We start from the raw sequence: 17,018 nt of genomic DNA, 5'->3' as shown, positions 1-17,018 counted from the left end.
CTACAGGCTCGTGGCCAGGAGGACGACGCCGAAGACGGCGAACAGCACCGCCGAGCCGATGCGGGTCGCCCGCTCGGGGAGGTGGGCGCCGAAGAACCGCCCGAGCAGGACACCCAGCAGGCCGCTGGCGATGATCCCGAGGGTGGCGCCGACCCACACCAGCACCGGATCACCTCGCGCCGCCAGGGTGGCGGTGGCGAGCATCGTCTTGTCGCCCAGCTCGGCCAAGAACATGGCGACGAAGACGGACACCACGACCGAGCGCGCCCGTCGGGGACCGAGGTCGTCGTCGTCCTCGTCGTCGCCCCGCAGGGTCCAGGCCGCGAACGCCAGGAAGGCGATGCCGCCGGCGATGCCGATGGCCCGGGTCGGCAGGGCCGCACCCAGGACACCGCCGACCACCACCGACAGGAGGTTGGTGGCGCAGTAGGCCGCCACGACCCCGGCCACGACGGGGGCGAGGCGGTGGCGGGCCCCGAGGCCCATCGCCACCAGCTGGGTCTTGTCGCCCAGCTCGGCGACGAAGACCAGCCCCAGCGCGGCGAACAGCGATCCCATGTGTGTGCGTCCTCGACTCCGCCGACGTCCCCCGCCGGGGCACCGTACCGCCGCCGCCCCGCCCCGAACGGCCGGCCCGATTTCACACCGCGTGAAGTGCCGGACCCCCACACCATGGCGTAAGGTGACGGCGACTCGATGCACCCGTGCACCGAGCGTCCGTGCTCCGGCCGATGACAACCCATCTCCATCGCCCAGGGAACCCCGCCACCGTGCCGGCTCCTTGGCACGGTGCGACACCGATCGGGGGCACCACCCCTCCCCCGTCTCCGGTCGGTGTCGCTCACACCGCGCAGACGGCGGGCCCCCCGGGGCCCGCCGTCGCCGCGTCCGGGGTCGGCGGCCGACGGGCCGGCCCGGAGCCGTCGGGCCGCCTCAGAGGCGGCGCAGGACCTCGGTGGCCACGTCGAGGGCCGGCGGCCGGACGACGTAGCGGTCCACGCCCCACCGCTCCCGGTGGCGACGGGCCTGGTCAGCGATGTGGTCGACGGTCCCGATCCAGACGTAGGGCACGTCGAGGACGTCGTCGGGGTCGACGCCGCCGATCCGGGCGGCCAGGCGCTCGGCTGCGGCCCGGCGGTCGTCCGTGACCTCGACGTGCTGGACGAGGGCCTCGACGGCGGGAGCGGTGCCCGCGGCGGCGATGGCGGCGTGGAGGGCACCGAACGAGCGCTCGAGCTCCGGCTCCGACCAGGCCACCTCGTGGCGGTGGCCGTCGGCGCGGGTCCGCCCCATCCCCGTCACCCCGACCACGTCGGCCCCGGCGGCGGCGCGGGCCAGCACCCGCGCCCCGGCCCCGCCGACCATCAGCGGCACCGGGTCCTGGACCGGGCGGGGCTCGGCCAGCCGGGCCCCCTCGGCGTGGACGTGGGGCCCGGCCACGGTGACCTCCTCGCCGGCGAGGAGGCGGGTGACGACGTCGATCACCTGCTCCAGCCGGTCGACCCGCGCTCCGGCCGACGGGATCGTCCGCCCGACCGCCGCCCACTCCGCCGGCGTGTGCCCGGCGCCCAGGCCCAGGAGGGCCCGCCCCCCGGACACGACGTCGAGGGTGGCCACCTCCGACGCCAGGGCGATCGGCTCCCACAGGCCGGCGTTGGCCACGCAGGTCCCCAGGGCGACCCGCTCGGTCACCGCGGCCGCGGCGGCCAGGGCCACGAACGGCGCCGGCGTGGAGCCCGGGTGGTCGGCGACGTACAGCGTGGCGAAGCCGTCGGCATCGACGCGGCGGGCCAGGTCGAGCCAGGCGGCGGCGGCGGCCGGCTGGGCCTGCACGGACACGAGGATCGGCACATCGCTCATGGCGGCGATGGTGCCACCGATCGGTTGCGCGTGGGAGGCCGGGTCAGCCGACGGCGATGACGGCGCGGGGCGGGGTGCTCCGGGCGACGTTGGTGCGTTGGACGACACCGCCCTCCCCGTCGGGGTCCGACGAGGTGTTGGAGCAGCCGCCGTCGGCGACGGACTGGTAGCGCGTGCGCACGGCCACGGGCCTGACGATGCCACCGTCCCGGGTGACCCCCGACAGGTCGGTCCAGCGCACCGCCGAGCTGGGGTCGTCGCAGGCGGCGAAGACCTCGGACCACACCATGATCGACGCCAGGCGGTCGCCGCCGACGTGGAGGTCGCGGATGACGACGTCGTCGACCGACGCGGCCCACCCCTCGACCCCCCGGTGGATCGAGAGGCGGTAGGGCCGACCGGCGCGCCACACCATGTCCCGGGTGTTGGGGTTGGCCAGCGCCGACGGCAGGGCGCTGGTCGACCCGCCGAGCTCGCGGCCGTCGGCGCCGTACCCGCCCCAGTTGACCGCCGTCCCGCCCGGGTGGCGGGGGTGGTGCTGGAGCCCGGTGTGCCCGCCGCCGAGGCGACGCCCGGAGCCGGCGCCCTCGACGAAGCTGGCCTGCAGGGCCCAGAAGTGCAGCCGGTCGACGGTGGGGGCGTCGACGACGGTGAGCGTGGCCCCCACCTCCACCAGGGCGGGGGTCGGCCCCTCCCACAGCCACTCGAGGTGGAACGACGACGCCCCGTTGGGCGACGGGGGCAGGCCGGTGGTGCGCTCGGTGCCCCCCCACAGGCTCTCGACGACGCGGCGCCAGGTCACCGGGAGCTGAAGTGGACCGGGTCGCCGAAGGACCCGCCCACCTCCTGCCGGCCGGTGCGGGACGTCCAGCGCCACTGCACCGACAGGCGGGGGCCGACCCGGTGGGCGACCTTGGGGACGGCGTGCTCCCACCGGGCCTGGCAGGCTCCGCCCATGACCAGGAGGTCGCCCTGCCCGGGGGCGAGGTCGACCACCGCGCCCCGGTCGGGGAGGTCGTGGGCGTAGCGGTTGCTCCGGGGCCGCAGCACGAACGGGCGGCGGTCACCCACGACGAGCAGGGCGATCCGCGTGTCGTCGAGCCACTTCATGTCGCGGTCGCGGTGGAAGGCGACGCTGTCGCGCTCGTCGCGGTACCAGGCCACCGCGGGGGCGGCGAAGCGCACGCCGTACCGGTGCTGGAGCGCTCGGTGCACGTCGTGCAGCACCGGGTGCGGCGGCCGGTCGAGCGGGTAGCCGGCGCCCAGACGGGGCACGTCGACCCAGTGGTCGTAGCGGAAGACCTGGCCGTCGCCCCACGCCAGGTTCTCGGTGAGGGCACCGACGAGGTCGTCGGGCTCGGTGACGACCCCGCGGGCCACGTCGACCCAGGACGCCTCGTCGAGCCACGTCCGCTCGAAGCGCACGTCGCGCCGCAGCGTCGAGGTCGTCGTCCCCGTCGTCGTGACCTCGTCCACGGTCCCAACGCTACGACCCCGACGCACGGCCGGCACGGCCGCCCGTCAGCCCGTTCCTGGTACCGATCACGCCCCACCAGCCCACGATCCGTACCAAGAACCGCGGGGACGCCGGCCCGCGGCGGTGCGGGTGCGTAGCCTCCCGACGATGTCCGCACGGGAGCCGCTGACGACGAGGCTGGCCGGGTTCGGGACGACGATCTTCGCCGAGATGTCGGCCCTCGCCACCGAGACCGGCGCCATCAACCTGGGCCAGGGCTTCCCCGACACCGACGGGCCGCCGGCGGTGCTCGACGCCGCCGTGGCCGCCATCCGCGGCGGCGCCAACCAGTACCCGCCGGGGCCCGGGACGCCCGAGCTGCGGACCGCCGTCGCCGAGCACCAGGCCCGCTTCTACGGCATCGAGCTCGACCCCGACACCGAGGTGCTGGTGACCACCGGCGCCACCGAGGCCCTGGCCGGTGCCCTGCTCGGGATGCTCGACGCCGGCGACGAGGTCGTCACCTTCGAGCCCATGTTCGACAGCTACGCCGCCGTCATCGCCCTCGCCGGGGCCCGGGTCGCGCCCGTGCTGCTCGCCCCCGCCACGGACGGGACGTACCGGTTCGATCCCGCAGAGCTGCGAGCCGCTGTGACGCCGCGCACGAAGGTCCTCCTGCTCAACACGCCGCACAACCCGACGGGGAAGGTGTTCGACGCCGACGAGATGGCGGTCCTCGCCGAGGTGGCCGTCGAGCACGACCTGATCGTGGTGACCGACGAGGTCTACGAGCACCTGGTGTTCCCGGGCGCCGTGCACCTCCCCATGGCGACCCTCCCGGGCATGACCGACCGGACGCTGACCATCAGCTCCGGGGGCAAGACCTTCAGCACCACGGGCTGGAAGATCGGGTGGGCGTGCGGGCCGGCACCGCTGGTGGCCGCCACCCGGGCCGCCAAGCAGTTCCTGACCTACGTGAGCGGCGGTCCGTTCCAGCCCGCCATCGCCACCGGCCTGCGCCTCGACGACGCCTTCTTCGCCGGGCTCGGACCGGCCATGGCGGCCAAGGCGGCGCGCCTCGGTGAGGGGCTGCGCGCCGCCGGGTTCGCCGTGGTCGACCCGCAGGCGACGTACTTCACCACCGTCGACGTCCGCCCGGTGCGCCCCGACGGCGACGGCATGGCCCTGTGCCGGGAGCTCCCCGCGCTCTGCGGGGTGGTGGCCGTCCCGAACGAGGTCTTCTACGCCCGCCCCGAGAACGGCCGCCACCTGGTCCGCTTCGCCTGCTGCAAGCAGGACGACGTCCTCGACGAGGCCTGCCGTCGCCTCGCTACGTTGGCCCCATGACCGCGCCGACCGGGCCCTCCGTCCCCGAGGGGCACGTGCGCATCGCCGCCGTCCAGCACGACATCGCCTGGAACGACCGCGAGGCCAACTTCGCGCACCTCGGGCCCCTGGTCGCGGCGGCGGCCGGCGCCGGGGCCGGCCTCGTGCTCCTGAGCGAGACCTTCTCGACCGGGTTCGCGGTGAAGGAGCCCGACCTGGGCGAGCCCGAGGGCGGCCCGTCGTCGCGGTTCCTCCTCGACGCGGCCCGCACCCACGGGGTGTGGGTCGGCGGCTCGTGCCCCGAGGTCCCGGCCGACGCCCCCGACGACGACCGCCGGCCGTACAACTCCTTCGTCCTCGCCGGCCCCGACGGCACGACGCACCGGTACCGCAAGGTCCACCCCTTCACCTTCGCCGGCGAGGACCGCTACTTCCGGGCCGGCACGGACCTGGTGACGGTCGAGGTCGAGGGCCTCCGGCTCAGCCTGTTCGTCTGCTACGACCTGCGCTTCGCCGACGAGATGTGGCAGGTCGCCCGGGACACCGACGTGTACCTGTTCCCGGCCAACTGGCCCGAGACCCGGCGCCAGCACTGGACCACGCTCCTGCGGGCCCGGGCCATCGAGGACCAGGCCTACGTCGTCGGCGTGAACCGGGTGGGCTCCGGCGGAGGGCTCGACTACTCAGGCGACAGCTGCATCATCGACCCGACCGGCGAGGTGCTGGCCTCGGCCGCCGGGGGTGAGTCGATCCTGCTGGCCGACGTCTCCGCCGCCCGGGTGGCCGACGTCCGGGACCGCTTCCGGTTCCTCCCCGACCGCCGGGGCTAGGGGTCCAGCGACCGGGTGAGCTGGTCGATCCGACGGAGGCGCCCGTCGGGCGCCAGGTGGCCGAGCATGACGACCTCGACGACGACGTCGGGCCCCTTCCGGCGGCCGACGCGCATGGTGTAGCGGGCGGCGACGGTCGAGCCGTCGACGATGGCGTCGTGCACCTCCACGCTGCTGGAGCGGGCGTTGCGACGGGCGGGACGGGCGTGGGCGATCAGCCGGTCCCGGTCGAGCACCGTGCCGTCGGTGACCCAGACCAGGTCGGGGGTGTGGTGGCGGTCGAGCACGTCGGCCGGGTCGGCGTCGCTGAGCGCCATGGCCTCCGGGTAGTCCCGCAGGTAGGTGGCGAGGTCCTCGGCGGTGGTTATCTCTGACATGCCTGTCAATGATAAGAACCTGAGCTAACCTTGACAAGGTGTCTGAGAAGGTTCGACGGGCCGACGCCGAGCGCAACGTCGCCGCCATCCTCGACGCCGCCGTCGCCGTCCTGGGCCAGGAGCCCGGCGCCGGCATCGCCGAGGTGGCGCGGGCCGCCGGCGTGACGCGCCAGACGGTCTACGCCCACTTCGGCGATCGGGGCGGGCTCGTCGGCGCGGCCGTCGACCGCACGGCGCAGCAGATGGCCGAGACGGTCGCCGCCCTCGCCCTCGACGAGGGGCCCGTCGTCGACGCCCTGGCCCGCTACCTGGATGCCGGGTGGGAGGGCTTCGAGCGCCACCCGCACCTTCTCGAGGCCATGACCTCGTCCCTCGGTCCGGGCCCGACCGACGAGGCCCACGCCGCCGCCGTGGCGCCGCTGCGACGCCTCGTCCGGCGCGGCCAGCGGTCGGGTGAGCTCGACGACCGGCTCGACGTCGGCTGGGCCGTGGCCGCCATCGCCGCCCTGGCCCACGCCACCGGGGGCGAGGTGGCCGCCGGGCGGATGTCGGGTCGCCGGGCCCGGGCCGCCCTCCACGACGGCGTGCTGCGCCTGCTCGGGGCTAGATCAGGCTGAGCCCGCCGTCGACGGTGAGGGTCGTGCCGGTGATGTACGACGCCTCGTCGGACAGGAGGAAGACCGTCGCCGCGGCGACCTCCCAGGCCGTGCCCTGGCGTCCCAGAGGGACCCGGGTCCGACCCCGCGACGGGCGCCCCCGGGTCGCGGCCCGACCGAGCGGCGTGTCGATGAGACCGGGGGCGACCACGTTCGACCGGACCCCGACCCGGGCGCCCTCCAGGGCCACGTGGCGTGACAGGCCGAGCAACCCGGCCTTGGATGCGTCGTAGGCGGGGAGGCTGCTCCCGGGCTGGAGCCCCGCCAGCGAGCCGATGAAGACGAACGCGCTCCCCTCGGGCATCCGGGGGAGGGCCAGGCGGGCGGTGAGGAACGGCGCCCGCAGGTTGACCGCGAGGGTCGTGTCCCAGTCGTCGGCGCTGGTGCCGATCAGGCCCCCGGCGCCCCGGCCGATGCCGACGTTGCTGACGACGCCGTGCAGCTCGGGGACGACCTCCACCATGGCGGCGGCGCCCTCCTCGGTGGCGGCGTCGGCCTCGACGACGACGGCCCGTTCGCCGACCTCCTCCACCAGGGCGGCCGTGATGGCGGCGCGCCCGCCGTCGAGGTCGGCGCAGACGACCCGGGCCCCCTCCCGGGCGCAGGCGACGGCGATGGCCCGCCCGTTGCCGAGCGGGGCGTCGGGCTCCGGCGATGGCTGGGTGCCGGCGCCGACGACGAGGACGGTGCGGCCGTCGAGGCGCCGGGCCCCGGTCACGGGCCCGGCCACCGCGGGGCGCCGTCCTCGAGCGGCACCCCCAGGCTGTTCAGGGTCATGGAGACGAGGTGGTAGTGGCCGACCACCATCGGCACCTCGACCATCTGCTTGTCGTCGTAGCGCTCGGCGAGGGCGGCCCAGGTCGCGTCGGTGAGGCAGTGGTCCTCGTGGAGCTCGTCGGCGGCGCGGAGGAGGAGGGCGTCGAAGGGGTCCCACCCGTCGGCGTCGGGGCCGTCGGCGACCCGGGCGATCTCGGCGTCGGCCAGCCCCGCCAGCCGCCCGACGAGGACGTGCTGGGCCCACTCGTACTCCGACCCGCACCGCCACCCGGTGCGCAGCACGAGCAGCTCCCGGTCGCGGGCCGGGAGCTTGCCGGCCAGGAGCTTCCCGCCGAAGGGCAGCCACTTGTTGAACAGGCCGGGGTGGCGGACCAGCGTGGCGAAGATGTTGATCGTCGGCGTGTCCAGCCCGACGAGGCCCATCAGCTCGGCCTGGAAGTCGTCCATCTCCTCGACGGGGAGCGGGGCGATGCGGGGGGCCGAGGGGCGGGGGCCATGACCGGGAGGCGGTGTGGGGGCGGGCACGGGCGGAGTCTGCCGCACGATCGCGAGCCGCGGTGGGCTCCCCGGTCGCCCAGCGTCGTCGGATGGACCTCGCTGCTCCCGCCCCGGGCGGCGGGCTCCGTCGCGGCGAGCTGCAACCCCGCCGCCACCGATCCGGCCCCGGACCGAGGCGATCTGACGGTCGGACGGGTCGGGCCCGACCCGACCGGGCCGGCGGGCGGCCCGGTGACCCCGCCGGCGTCTGGTAGCCCGGTCGCCATGGACCTCCTCGAGGGCATGGCGACCACCCGGGCGATCCGGCGCTACCGGCCCGACCCCATCCCCGACGACGACCTGGGAACGATCCTGTGGCACGCCACCCGCGCGCCCAGCGGGTCGAACCGCCAGCCCTTCCGGTTCCTGGTGCTGCGCGACGGCCCCGCCGCCCGCCGGGCCAAGGCCGTGCTGGGCGAGGGGTTCCGGGCGGCGTGGGACACCAAGGAGGCGGCCGACGGCTACACCGCCGGGTCGGGGGCGGTGGCCGACAGCCCCAAGGCCCGGATGGCGGCGACCATGCGGCACTTCGTCGACCACCTCGAGGAGGTCCCCGTGGTCGTGCTGGCCTGCTACGGCCGCCACCGGGCCGTGGACCCGACCGAGGGGGCGTCGGTCTACCCGGCGTGCCAGAACCTGCTCCTCGCCGCCCGGGCGCTGGGCTACGGCGGGGTGATGACCATGTGGCACACCCTCGTCGAGGCCGACCTGCGGGCCGTCGTGGGCCTGCCCGACGACATCGCCATCGCCGCCACCATCTGCCTGGGCCGACCGGCCGGGCGCCACGGTCCCGTGCGCCGACGACCGGTGCAGGCGCTCGTCTTCGACGACACGTGGGGCGAGTCGGCACCGTGGGTCACCGACCCATCCGGGACCCGGTTCACCTCGGCCGGCCCGCCGAGGCCGGCGCCCCCGTCGTGACGTCGACCCCGGGACCCTTCTGAGCCAGGAGCCGGCCACGGGTGGCACGAACCTGGCTCAGAACCACGCTGACCCGGCCCGCGATCGTTCTGAGCCAGGAGCCGGCCACGGATGGCACAACCCTGGCTCAGAACCACGCTGACCAGCCCCGGGACCCTTCTGAGCCAGGAGCCGGCCACGGGTGGCACGAACCTGGCTCAGAACCACGCTGACCCGGCCCGCGACCGTTCTGAGCCAGGAACCGGCCACGGGTGGCACGAACCTGGCTCAGAACGACGCGACGACGGCTGCGCCCCGGGCGGCGACGGCGGCGCCCGCGGCCGTGACGGCGCTGGTGCAGCCGACCTCGGCCAGGTGGCCGGGGGCGGCCACCCAGTCGCCGGCCAGCCAGAGGCCGTCGCCCCGATCGATGGCGGGGCGGTCCCGCCACGTCGCGCCGGGCAGGTCGACGGCGCCGGTCGCCTCCCGCACCGCCGCCTGCCGCCGCCACTCCACCCGGCCCCGCCACCCGGGGGAGGCGGCGTCGAGCACCGCCTCCAGCCGGGCCTCGGCGTCGTCGAGCGTCTCGTCGGGCGCCATGCCCCCGCTGAGCTGCACGACGTCGGCGCCGTCGGGGGCCAGGCCCGGCAGCACGGCGCTGGGCCGGGTGGAGAAGATCGCCTCATCGAGGTCGATCACCACGTACGGATCCCGGGCCCGGGCCAGCCCGACGTCGAGCAGCGCCACCCGGCGCCCGTCGCCGCCCACGTCGTCGCCCAGCAGGCGGCGGGCCGCGCCCGGCTCCACGGCCAGGATCACCGGGCCCGCGGCCCGCAGCTCGTCCAGGCCGGCGGCATCGACCCCGGCGTCGAGCTCGATCCGCACCCCCAGGGTCCGGGCGTGGGCGCCCAGCCGGCCGACGAGGGCCGACCAGCCGCCGTCGACGTAGCGGGCGGCGACGGTCGGGCGGAGGAAGATGCGCTGGAGCCGCTCGACCACGAAGGCGGCCGAGAGCCGACCCGGGTCGTGGTCGAAGGTGAGGGCCCCGGCCAGCCCGGCGACGGCGGCCGCCGTGTCCGGCCCGGACCGGTCGGTGAGCCAGGTGCGCAGGTCGACGTCGACCGGAGCGGCGGTGCGCCGCAGGCGCAGGACCGGCGCCAGCGCCCGGGGTGGCAGGCGGCGGATGCGCCCCTCCCACCGCAGCACCATGTGGGGGCTGCGGGGCGTCACGGCCCGGCCCTGCAGGTCCCGGCGCCGCAGCCAGTCCCACAGCTCGGTGCCGGCGTACAAGGCGTGGGGGCCGAGGTTGGCCACGAACGGGCCGGGCGTCGAGGTGGCCCGGCCGCCCAGCCGCCGCCGGGCCTCCAGCAGCCGGACGGGCGCACCCGCCTCGGCCGCCTCGACGGCGGCGATCAGGCCGGCCAGCCCTCCGCCCACCACGGTGATCTCGGTGCGTCCGGTCATGGGATCCTCCTGGGGATGTCGTCACCCACGAGAGGCGCGGAACCTCCGAGCGGTTCCGCGCCTCTTGGGAGGGTGGACGAGACCACCGTCCGGCGAGCCCAACGGGGTGACGCCGCCTCCCTGGAGGCGGTGCTGCGCGACCTGGCGCCCTACCTGGGACGCATCTGCGGGGCCATCGCCCTCGACGCCGGCGACGACGCGCTGCAGGAGGCCATGGTGGCGATCGCACGGAACCTCCGCTCCCTCCGGGAGCCCGCCGCCCTCAGGGGGTGGGCCCGGCGCATCGCCGTGCGCGAGGCGGTCCGGGCGGCGCGGGGCGGGCGGTCGATCCCGGTCGACCCGGCCACGCTCGACCCCGTCGGCGTCGACCCCGGGGCGATGGTGAGCGACGGCACGACCGCGGTGGAGGTCCGGGCCGTGCTCGCCGACCTGGCCCCCGAGCAGCGGGCGGTGCTGGTGCTCCGCCACCTCGACGGCCTCGACGAGGCCGAGATGGCCGAGGTGCTCGGCGTGGCCCGGGGGACGGTGAAGTCCCGGCTGCACCGGGCCCGCACGGCGTTCCGCGAGAGGTGGACGGCATGAGCCCGACCTGGTCCGACCTCGACGACGCCGCCGCCGCCGACCCGTGGCCCACGGCGACCCTCGACCCCGGCGCCCGGGTGCGCGCCCTGGCCGCCGGCCTGCCCGGCGCCGTGGTGCAGGAGGGCGTGCTCGCCGCCCCGTTCGGTCGGGTGTGGGGGTTCATCGCCGACCTCGAGCGGTCGGTCCCGACCTTCGACGTCGACGTCGCCGCCCTCCGCATCCTCCGGCGCGACGGCACCCGGCTGCGGGTCCTGGCCCGCAGCTCGTGGCGGCTGGCGGGGGCCCCGCTCGGCTTCGACGTCGACCTGGAGGACGGGTGGTGCTGGATGGTGTCCCGTCCCCGGCTCTACGTCGTGGCCATGGCGGCGGCCCCGGACCCGGCCGACCCGGGCCGCACCCGCTACGCCCACATGGAGGGGCTCGCCCTCTCGGGCCGGGCCCTCGCCCCGCTGCTGCGGGTCACCCGGCGCCGCACCCGCAGGCACGTGGCCTCCGACGTGGCCGGGATCGAGCGGGCCCTCGGGATCGGGCCCTGAGCACCGGGGTCGGGGGCGCCCGGTGCGAGGATGGCGCCGTGGACACCGAGATCGAGCTGGAGCCCGCCGTCCGGCGCATCGTGGCCCTGGCCAACAGGGTCGAGCGCACGGACCGGGACGTGCCCTGGCCCCGTCGGCGCCAGGACGCGGCCGGCACGAGCCGTCGGCTCCGCCGGCTGGTGATGCCGAACGGACCGGCGATGGCGAGCGAGGTCGACGAGCAGGTCGAGGTCCACGGCGGCCGCATCCACGTCCGGGTCTACCGGCCCGGCCCGGGCCGGCTGCCGGTCCACCTCTTCCTCCACGGCGGCGGGTGGTGCGTGGGCACGCTCGACGAGCGCGACCCGCGCTGCCGCCAGATCGCGGCGGGGGCCGACTGCGTGGTGGTCTCGGTCGACTACCGCCTGGCCCCCGAGAACGCCTTCCCCGCCGCCCCCGAGGACTGCTACCGGGCCCTCGAGTGGGTCGTGGCCGAGGCCGGCCGGCTCGACGTCGACCCGACGCGCCTCTCGGTCTCGGGCGAATCGGCCGGGGGGAACCTGGCCGCCGTGCTGGCGATGATGGCCCGCGACCGCGGCGGGCCCCGCCTCGCCCACCAGTGGCTCGACGTCCCCGCCACCGACATGACCATGAGCCTCCCGTCGGTGGCGTCCACCCCGCCCGGCTACCTGCTCCACCGCGACGACATGGTCGAGTACCGCGCCGCCTACGTGCTGGCCGAGCAGGACTGGCGGCACCCGTACGCCTCGCCCCTCCTGGCCGAGGACCACAGCGAGCTCCCGCCGGCGTGGATCACGACCTGCGGCGCCGACCCGCTGCGCGACGACGGGCGGGCCTACGCCGAGGCCCTGGAGGCGGCCGGGGTGCCGGTGACCCACCGCCACCTGGCCGGGCACGTCCACCCCTCGTTCGCCTTCACCCGGATCGCCTCGGCCGCCGCCCACGAGGGGGACGCCATCGCCGCCCTCCGCCGGGCCCTCCACCCATGAGGGCGCTGGTCCTGGCCGACACCCACCTCACGGCCGCGACCCTCGACCGCATGCCCGCCGAGGTGTGGGACCTGGCCGCCGAGGCCGACGTCGTCCTCCACGCCGGCGACGTCCTCGACCGTGCCGTGCTCGACGGCCTGCGGGCCCACACGCCGGTCCACGCCGTGCAGGGCAACAACGACGAGGGCTGGCTCCGGCTCCCCGACGAGCTGGTGCTCGACCTGGACGGCGCCGCCGTGGCCATGGTGCACGACTCCGGCCCGACCGCCGGCCGCCATCGCCGCATGGCCCGGGCCTTCCCCGAGGCCGACGTCGTCGTCTTCGGCCACAGCCACGCCCCGCTCGTCGAGCGCGAGGGCGACGGCCCCCTGCTGGTCAACCCCGGCTCCCCCACCCACCGGCGCCGCCAGCCCGTCCACACCGTCGCCTGGCTCGACCTGGCCCCGGGCCGGCCGCCGTCGGCCCGGATCGTCGAGGTCGGCCCCCTCGCCTCCCCCTGAGCGCGCCCGTCCGTCAGGGCGCCGGAGCGGCCCGTCGGTCCGGTCCGACCCGGCTTCAGTAGCTGCGCAGCTCGACCAGGTTGCCGGCCGGGTCGCGGATGTAGATGCCGCGACCCTGGCCCTGCGCCCCCGAGAGGTCGGCCGGTCCGCTCTCGACGACGAACCGACCGCTGGCGGCCAGGGCGTCCACGTCGGCGTCGACCACGAGGGCGACGTGGTTGACGTTCTCGCCCGTCCGCTCGCCGGGGAGGACGTCGATGATCGTGGTGGCGTCGATCCGGAGGGTCACGAAGATGGCCTCCCCCCGGGCGAACTCCTCCTCGCGCTCGACGGCGAGACCCAGCTCGTCGCGGTACCAGGCCACCACGGGGGCCACGTCGGGCACCTGGAGGACGAGGTGGTCGATGCCGGTGACGGTGAGGGGTGCGCTCATGGGCGCCAGGCTCCCACCCCCAGGGCGATGAAGCGCTCGACGGCGGCGGTGACCCCCTCCCGGTCGCCGGTGGCCAGCAGGTCCAGCAGGAGGCCCCGGTAGACGGCCAGCCCCAGGCGGGCCTCGGCCCGGGCCACCTCGGGGTCGGTCCCGGAGGCGACGGCCACGGCGGCGAGCGGCGCCACCCAGTCGTCGACGATCCCCTCGAGGAACGGAGCGGCCCCGGGGTCGCCCTGGAGGGCCCGGGCGTAGAGCTCGAAGAACAGCCGCTCGAAGGGCCACAGCTCGGGGTCGGCCAGCCGGTCCCACATGGCCCGCATGACCTCGGCCGGGGCCCCGGTGACGTCGAGGTCGGCCAGGGCCTCGCGCTGCTGGCGCTCGACCTCGGCGGCGATCGCCACCAGCAGGCCGTCGCGGGACCCGAAGTGGTAGATGAGCATGCGGTGGCTCGACCCCAGGGCCGCGGCCAGGCCCCGCAGGGTCAGGTCGCCGACGCCGTGGGCGGCCACGTGGGCGACCGCCCCCGCCAACAACCTCTGGCGGGCGGTGCTCCCCGGCCCCCTCGGCTCCGCCTCGCCGGTCCGGTTCCCTGAACCCCTCGGCTGGCCCTCGCCGGTCTGCACCCGCGAAGTGTACCATGTGGTACATGACCTACGAGATCGACCGACGGGCCGTGGTGCCCGCCCCGCCCGCGGCCGTCTGGGCCGACATCGCCGACGGCAGCAGCTGGCCGTCGTGGAGCCCGCTCGGCCGCTACGAGCTCGAGCGGCCCGGTGCCACCGACCCCGGGTCGGCCCCCCTCGGCGAGATCCGCACGTTCCGCACCAAGCAGGTCGTCGGCGAGTCCGAGGCCCGGGAGGAGGTCGTGGAGGTCGTGCCCGAGAAGCGGCTGTCCTACGCCCTGCTCGGCGGCAACCTGCCGCTCGAGGGCTACCGGGCCGACATCGACCTCACGCCCGTGGCCGGCGGCACCGAGGTCCGCTGGCACTCGACCTTCACCGCCACCCGCGTCCGGGGCTGGTTCTACCAGCGGGCCCTGGGCGCGTTCATCCAGCGCACCGTCGACGGCCTCGCCGCCAAGCACCGGGGCTGACGCCACGGAAGGTGCCCGCCGCCAAGCACCGGGGCTGACGCCACGGAAGGTGCCAGGCACCTTCCGTGGCGCACTCGTCCTACGGCGCCAGCCACTCCCGGACGAGGCGGCGGAGGTGGTCGATGTTCACGTTCTTGGCCGCGCTGACCCACACCACGTCGCTCGGCTCGAGGTCGAGCCCCGCAGCCAGGTCCCGCTTGCGCCGGTCCCGGACCGAGGCCTTCACCTTGTCGTGCTTGGTGGCGATGACCACGTGGGGGCGCTCGTGGTGGCGGAGCCACTCGACCATCTGGACGTCGAGCGGTGTCGGCCCGATCTCGCCGTCGACCAGAACGAGGATGGCGACCAGCTCCTCGCGGCCCAGGAGGTAGCCCTCGATCATCCGCTGCCACCCGCCCCGCATCTGCTTGGGCGCCTTGGCGAAGCCGTAGCCCGGGCAGTCGACGAGGGTGGCGTCGCGCCCGAGGTCGGCCTCGTCGACCACGAAGGCGTTGAGCAGGCGGGTGCGGCCCGGCGTCTTCGACGTGTGGGCCAGGCGGGTCTGGTTGGCCAGGGCGTTGAGCAGCGACGACTTGCCCACGTTGGAGCGGCCCACCACGGCCAGCTCGGCGCGGGTCGGGGGCAGGCCCTCGAGGCGGTCGGCGGAGGTCACGAACCGGAGCTGGAGCGGTCCCTTCACCCCCGCACCCTCGCGCACGCCGATGGGCCACGATGCACCGGTGCCCCGCATCGCCACCGTCTCGCTGCTCGTCCACGACCTCGACGAGGCCATCACCTTCTACGTCGGCGCCGCCGGCTTCGACCTCGTCGAGGACACCGAGCAGGACGGGGGCCGACGCTGGGTCGTCGTCCGCCCACCCGGGGGCGACGTCGGCACCGGCCTGCTCCTCGCCCTGCCGTCCGACGACGACCAGCGTGCGCGGGTCGGCGACCAGGCCGGCGGCCGGGTCTGGCTGTTCCTCGAGACCGACGACTTCGCCCGCGACCACGCCCGCATGCTGGCGGCCGGCGTCCGCTTCCGGGAGGAGCCCCGCCACGAGCCCTACGGCACCGTCGCCGTGTGGGAGAACCTCTACGGCACCCCGTGGGACCTCATCCAACCGGCGTGATCGTTCAGGTGGTGCCTGGCACCAGGTGAACGTCAGGCGGGGGTGATGCGGACGCGGGCGAAGCGGTCGCCGGTGCGAGGCGGGCCGACGGCCACCGGCACGGGGTGGGCGAAGGCGGGCCCGTCGGTGACGAAGGTGTGGAGCTCTCCGTTCTCGCCGCACGGGTCGACGCCGGCGGGCAGGTCGGCCAGCAGGTCCCGGTCGTAGGTCCGCCCGACGAAGCGGGCGTCGAGCTGATCCGTGTCGACGCAGGTGACGACCGCCGCCAGGCCCAGGTCGATGATGCGGCCGGCGACCTGGTCGACGGGCTCGTCCCAGAGGGGGAAGACGGGGTCGAGCCCGCTGCCGGCCATGGCCTCCTCGCGGTAGGCCCGGACGTCGGCCAGGTGCAGGTCGCCGAACACCACCACGGTCACGCCGTCGGCCCGGGCCGCGTCGAGGGCGACGTCCATCCGCCGCCGGTACTCCCCGTCGGGACACGGCTGCGGCACCTCGACCACGTGGAGCGGCAGGCCGAGGGCGGCGGCCTGGGCCTCGACGAGCGCCCGGGGCACGTCGTGCATCGTCACCGCCGCCGAGACCTGGTCGAGCGTCGTCAGCAGCCCGACGACCTCCAGCCCCCGATCGTCGAGGGCGTCGTGCAGGGCGAGGGCGCTGTCCTTGCCGCTGCTCCACGCCACCCAGGCCCGACGCGGCGTCATGGCGCGAACGGTCCCTTGCCCATCTGCTCGCGCACCGGCACGACCTCGGGGTTGGTGAGCGAGCGACGCTGCCAGTTGGCGCCGTCGACGACGAGGGTGTGCCCGGAGATGAACCGGGCGTAGGGCGAGGCCAGGAACGTGGCCGCCCACCCCAGCTCCTGGCGCTGCCCGACCCGGAGGGCGGGCTGGCGACCGTCCTTGTCGTCGAGGGCGCCCAGGTTGCCCTGGATGTCGGCGGTCATGTCCTCGTGGGGGAAGAGCCCGGGGACGAGGCCGTTCACCTGGATCCCGTACGGCCCCCACTCCACGGCGAGCGTCTCGGTCAGGTTCTTCACGCCCGCCTTGGCCGCCGCCGAGTGGGCGAAGCCGGGGCCGCCGGTCCAGGCGTAGGAGGCCCCGACGTTGATGATCGACGCCGGGGTGCCGGCGGCGATGTGGCGCCGGCCCAGCTCCCGGGCGCACAGGTAGGTCCCGGTGAGGGTGATGTCGACCACGGTGCGCCAGGCGTTGGGCGACATGTCCTCGGCCGGCACCGGGAAGTTGGCGGCGGCGTTGTTGACGAGGACCCGGGGCCGACCCCGCCAGCCCTCGGCGGCGTCGAAGGCGGCGGCCACGCTGTCGGCGTCGCGGATGTCGAGCTCGACCCCCAGCGCGGCGGCGCCGATGGCCTCCAGGGCGGCGACCCCGGCGTCGCGGTGCTCGGCCTGGCGGCTGGCCACCACGACGGCCGCCCCGAGCCGTCCGAACTCGAGGGCGATGGCCTTGCCCAGCCCGGTGCCGGCCCCGGTCACCACGACGACGTCGCCGTCGTAGGTCCCCGCCGGGAGGGCCATCGCCCCCACCGCCGGCGGTCGGGGCAACCCGGGGAGCGCGCCGCTCACCGCCAACCTCC

23 protein-coding genes are annotated in these 17,018 nt (G+C 75.8%); 10 read left to right on the top strand and 13 right to left on the bottom strand.

The features are described 5' to 3' along the window. From HC251_RS02470 to HC251_RS02455, 4 genes are all read right to left on the bottom strand, one after another. Positions 1-558 carry a TMEM165/GDT1 family protein gene (locus tag HC251_RS02470; RefSeq protein ID WP_219943741.1) on the bottom strand — a complete coding sequence of 186 codons (558 nt, stop codon included), beginning with the start codon at positions 556-558 and terminating at the stop codon, positions 1-3. 375 nt (positions 559-933) lie between these two features. Continuing rightward, on the bottom strand, positions 934-1,860 hold the full coding sequence (locus tag HC251_RS02465; protein ID WP_219943740.1) for a TIGR03621 family F420-dependent LLM class oxidoreductase: 927 nt from the start codon (positions 1,858-1,860) through the stop codon (positions 934-936). A gap of 43 nt (positions 1,861-1,903) precedes the next feature. Next, complete coding sequence (locus HC251_RS02460) at positions 1,904-2,662, bottom strand: hypothetical protein (RefSeq protein ID WP_219943739.1); 759 nt, start codon at positions 2,660-2,662, stop codon at positions 1,904-1,906. Beyond that, positions 2,659-3,336 carry an alpha-ketoglutarate-dependent dioxygenase AlkB gene (locus HC251_RS02455; protein WP_219943738.1) on the bottom strand — a complete coding sequence of 226 codons (678 nt, stop codon included), beginning with the start codon at positions 3,334-3,336 and terminating at the stop codon, positions 2,659-2,661. Before HC251_RS02455 ends, HC251_RS02460 begins: the two co-directional genes overlap by 4 nt. A gap of 148 nt (positions 3,337-3,484) precedes the next feature. On the opposite strand from HC251_RS02455, the gene HC251_RS02450 reads away from it, so the two are divergent. Further along, positions 3,485-4,663, top strand: a complete 1,179-nt coding sequence (locus HC251_RS02450) for a pyridoxal phosphate-dependent aminotransferase (protein WP_219943737.1) — start codon at positions 3,485-3,487, stop codon at positions 4,661-4,663. Further along, entirely contained in the window at positions 4,660-5,472 is an 813-nt protein-coding gene (locus tag HC251_RS02445) for a nitrilase-related carbon-nitrogen hydrolase (RefSeq protein ID WP_219943736.1), read from the top strand. Before HC251_RS02450 ends, HC251_RS02445 begins: the two co-directional genes overlap by 4 nt. Here HC251_RS02445 and HC251_RS02440 read toward each other — a convergent pair. Further along, on the bottom strand, positions 5,469-5,849 hold the full coding sequence (locus HC251_RS02440) for a nuclear transport factor 2 family protein (protein WP_219943735.1): 381 nt from the start codon (positions 5,847-5,849) through the stop codon (positions 5,469-5,471). The genes HC251_RS02445 and HC251_RS02440 overlap by 4 nt on opposite strands. A gap of 38 nt (positions 5,850-5,887) precedes the next feature. Between HC251_RS02440 and HC251_RS02435 the strand changes: the two genes are divergently transcribed. Continuing rightward, entirely contained in the window at positions 5,888-6,466 is a 579-nt protein-coding gene (locus HC251_RS02435; protein ID WP_219943734.1) for a TetR/AcrR family transcriptional regulator, read from the top strand. Here the strand turns inward: HC251_RS02435 and HC251_RS02430 are convergent. Both HC251_RS02430 and HC251_RS02425 read right to left on the bottom strand, forming a co-directional pair. Continuing rightward, positions 6,453-7,235 (bottom strand): SDR family NAD(P)-dependent oxidoreductase, encoded by a 783-nt coding sequence (locus HC251_RS02430; protein WP_219943733.1) that lies wholly within the window; start codon positions 7,233-7,235, stop codon positions 6,453-6,455. The genes HC251_RS02435 and HC251_RS02430 overlap by 14 nt on opposite strands. Next, positions 7,220-7,807: a carboxymuconolactone decarboxylase family protein gene (locus tag HC251_RS02425; RefSeq protein ID WP_219943732.1), complete on the bottom strand. Its 588-nt coding sequence runs from the start codon at positions 7,805-7,807 to the stop codon at positions 7,220-7,222. Before HC251_RS02425 ends, HC251_RS02430 begins: the two co-directional genes overlap by 16 nt. 237 nt (positions 7,808-8,044) lie before the next feature. Between HC251_RS02425 and HC251_RS02420 the strand changes: the two genes are divergently transcribed. Beyond that, the gene (locus HC251_RS02420; protein WP_219943731.1) at positions 8,045-8,740 is read left to right on the top strand and encodes a nitroreductase family protein; all 696 of its coding nucleotides are present in this window, start codon (positions 8,045-8,047) and stop codon (positions 8,738-8,740) included. 267 nt (positions 8,741-9,007) lie between these two features. Here the strand turns inward: HC251_RS02420 and HC251_RS02415 are convergent, their stop codons facing one another. Next, the gene (locus HC251_RS02415; protein WP_219943730.1) at positions 9,008-10,183 is read right to left on the bottom strand and encodes an NAD(P)-binding protein; all 1,176 of its coding nucleotides are present in this window, start codon (positions 10,181-10,183) and stop codon (positions 9,008-9,010) included. Between the two features lie 72 nt (positions 10,184-10,255). Between HC251_RS02415 and HC251_RS02410 the strand changes: the two genes are divergently transcribed. From HC251_RS02410 to HC251_RS02395, 4 genes are read left to right on the top strand one after another with little or no spacing between them, the layout of a single operon-like run. Next, positions 10,256-10,765, top strand: coding sequence for an RNA polymerase sigma factor (locus HC251_RS02410; RefSeq protein WP_219943729.1), 510 nt, complete (start codon positions 10,256-10,258; stop codon positions 10,763-10,765). Further along, on the top strand, positions 10,762-11,301 hold the full coding sequence (locus tag HC251_RS02405; protein ID WP_219943728.1) for a hypothetical protein: 540 nt from the start codon (positions 10,762-10,764) through the stop codon (positions 11,299-11,301). The genes HC251_RS02410 and HC251_RS02405 overlap by 4 nt, the downstream gene beginning before the upstream one ends. Before the next feature lie 38 nt (positions 11,302-11,339). After that, on the top strand, positions 11,340-12,290 hold the full coding sequence (locus tag HC251_RS02400; protein ID WP_219943727.1) for an alpha/beta hydrolase: 951 nt from the start codon (positions 11,340-11,342) through the stop codon (positions 12,288-12,290). Further along, on the top strand, positions 12,287-12,790 hold the full coding sequence (locus HC251_RS02395) for a metallophosphoesterase family protein (RefSeq protein ID WP_219943726.1): 504 nt from the start codon (positions 12,287-12,289) through the stop codon (positions 12,788-12,790). The genes HC251_RS02400 and HC251_RS02395 overlap by 4 nt, the downstream gene beginning before the upstream one ends. Before the next feature lie 55 nt (positions 12,791-12,845). Here the strand turns inward: HC251_RS02395 and HC251_RS02390 are convergent, their stop codons facing one another. Then, positions 12,846-13,223, bottom strand: a complete 378-nt coding sequence (locus tag HC251_RS02390) for a VOC family protein (protein ID WP_219943725.1) — start codon at positions 13,221-13,223, stop codon at positions 12,846-12,848. Next, positions 13,220-13,846, bottom strand: coding sequence for a TetR/AcrR family transcriptional regulator (locus tag HC251_RS02385; RefSeq protein ID WP_219943724.1), 627 nt, complete (start codon positions 13,844-13,846; stop codon positions 13,220-13,222). The genes HC251_RS02390 and HC251_RS02385 overlap by 4 nt, the downstream gene beginning before the upstream one ends. 23 nt (positions 13,847-13,869) lie before the next feature. Between HC251_RS02385 and HC251_RS02380 the strand changes: the two genes are divergently transcribed. Then, a complete protein-coding gene (locus tag HC251_RS02380) occupies positions 13,870-14,316 on the top strand; it encodes an SRPBCC family protein (RefSeq protein WP_219943723.1) in 447 nt (148 codons plus the stop codon). Positions 14,317-14,395: 79 nt separating this feature from the next. On the opposite strand, the gene yihA is transcribed toward HC251_RS02380, so the two are convergent. Continuing rightward, the gene (yihA, locus tag HC251_RS02375; RefSeq protein WP_219943722.1) at positions 14,396-14,995 is read right to left on the bottom strand and encodes a ribosome biogenesis GTP-binding protein YihA/YsxC; all 600 of its coding nucleotides are present in this window, start codon (positions 14,993-14,995) and stop codon (positions 14,396-14,398) included. A gap of 40 nt (positions 14,996-15,035) precedes the next feature. Between yihA and HC251_RS02370 the strand changes: the two genes are divergently transcribed. After that, complete coding sequence (locus HC251_RS02370; RefSeq protein WP_255566578.1) at positions 15,036-15,425, top strand: VOC family protein; 390 nt, start codon at positions 15,036-15,038, stop codon at positions 15,423-15,425. Between the two features lie 32 nt (positions 15,426-15,457). Here the strand turns inward: HC251_RS02370 and HC251_RS02365 are convergent, their stop codons facing one another. After that, positions 15,458-16,126: an adenine nucleotide alpha hydrolase gene (locus HC251_RS02365; protein ID WP_219943720.1), complete on the bottom strand. Its 669-nt coding sequence runs from the start codon at positions 16,124-16,126 to the stop codon at positions 15,458-15,460. Next, entirely contained in the window at positions 16,123-16,959 is an 837-nt protein-coding gene (locus tag HC251_RS02360; protein ID WP_219945600.1) for an SDR family oxidoreductase, read from the bottom strand. Before HC251_RS02360 ends, HC251_RS02365 begins: the two co-directional genes overlap by 4 nt. Positions 16,960-17,018 lie beyond the last annotated feature (59 nt).

This window comes from Iamia sp. SCSIO 61187, from assembly GCF_019443745.1.
Lineage (GTDB): Bacteria > Actinomycetota > Acidimicrobiia > Acidimicrobiales > Iamiaceae > Iamia.
Note: the sequence above shows the minus strand (reverse complement) of the source record. Positions and strands in the feature narration are given on the sequence as shown.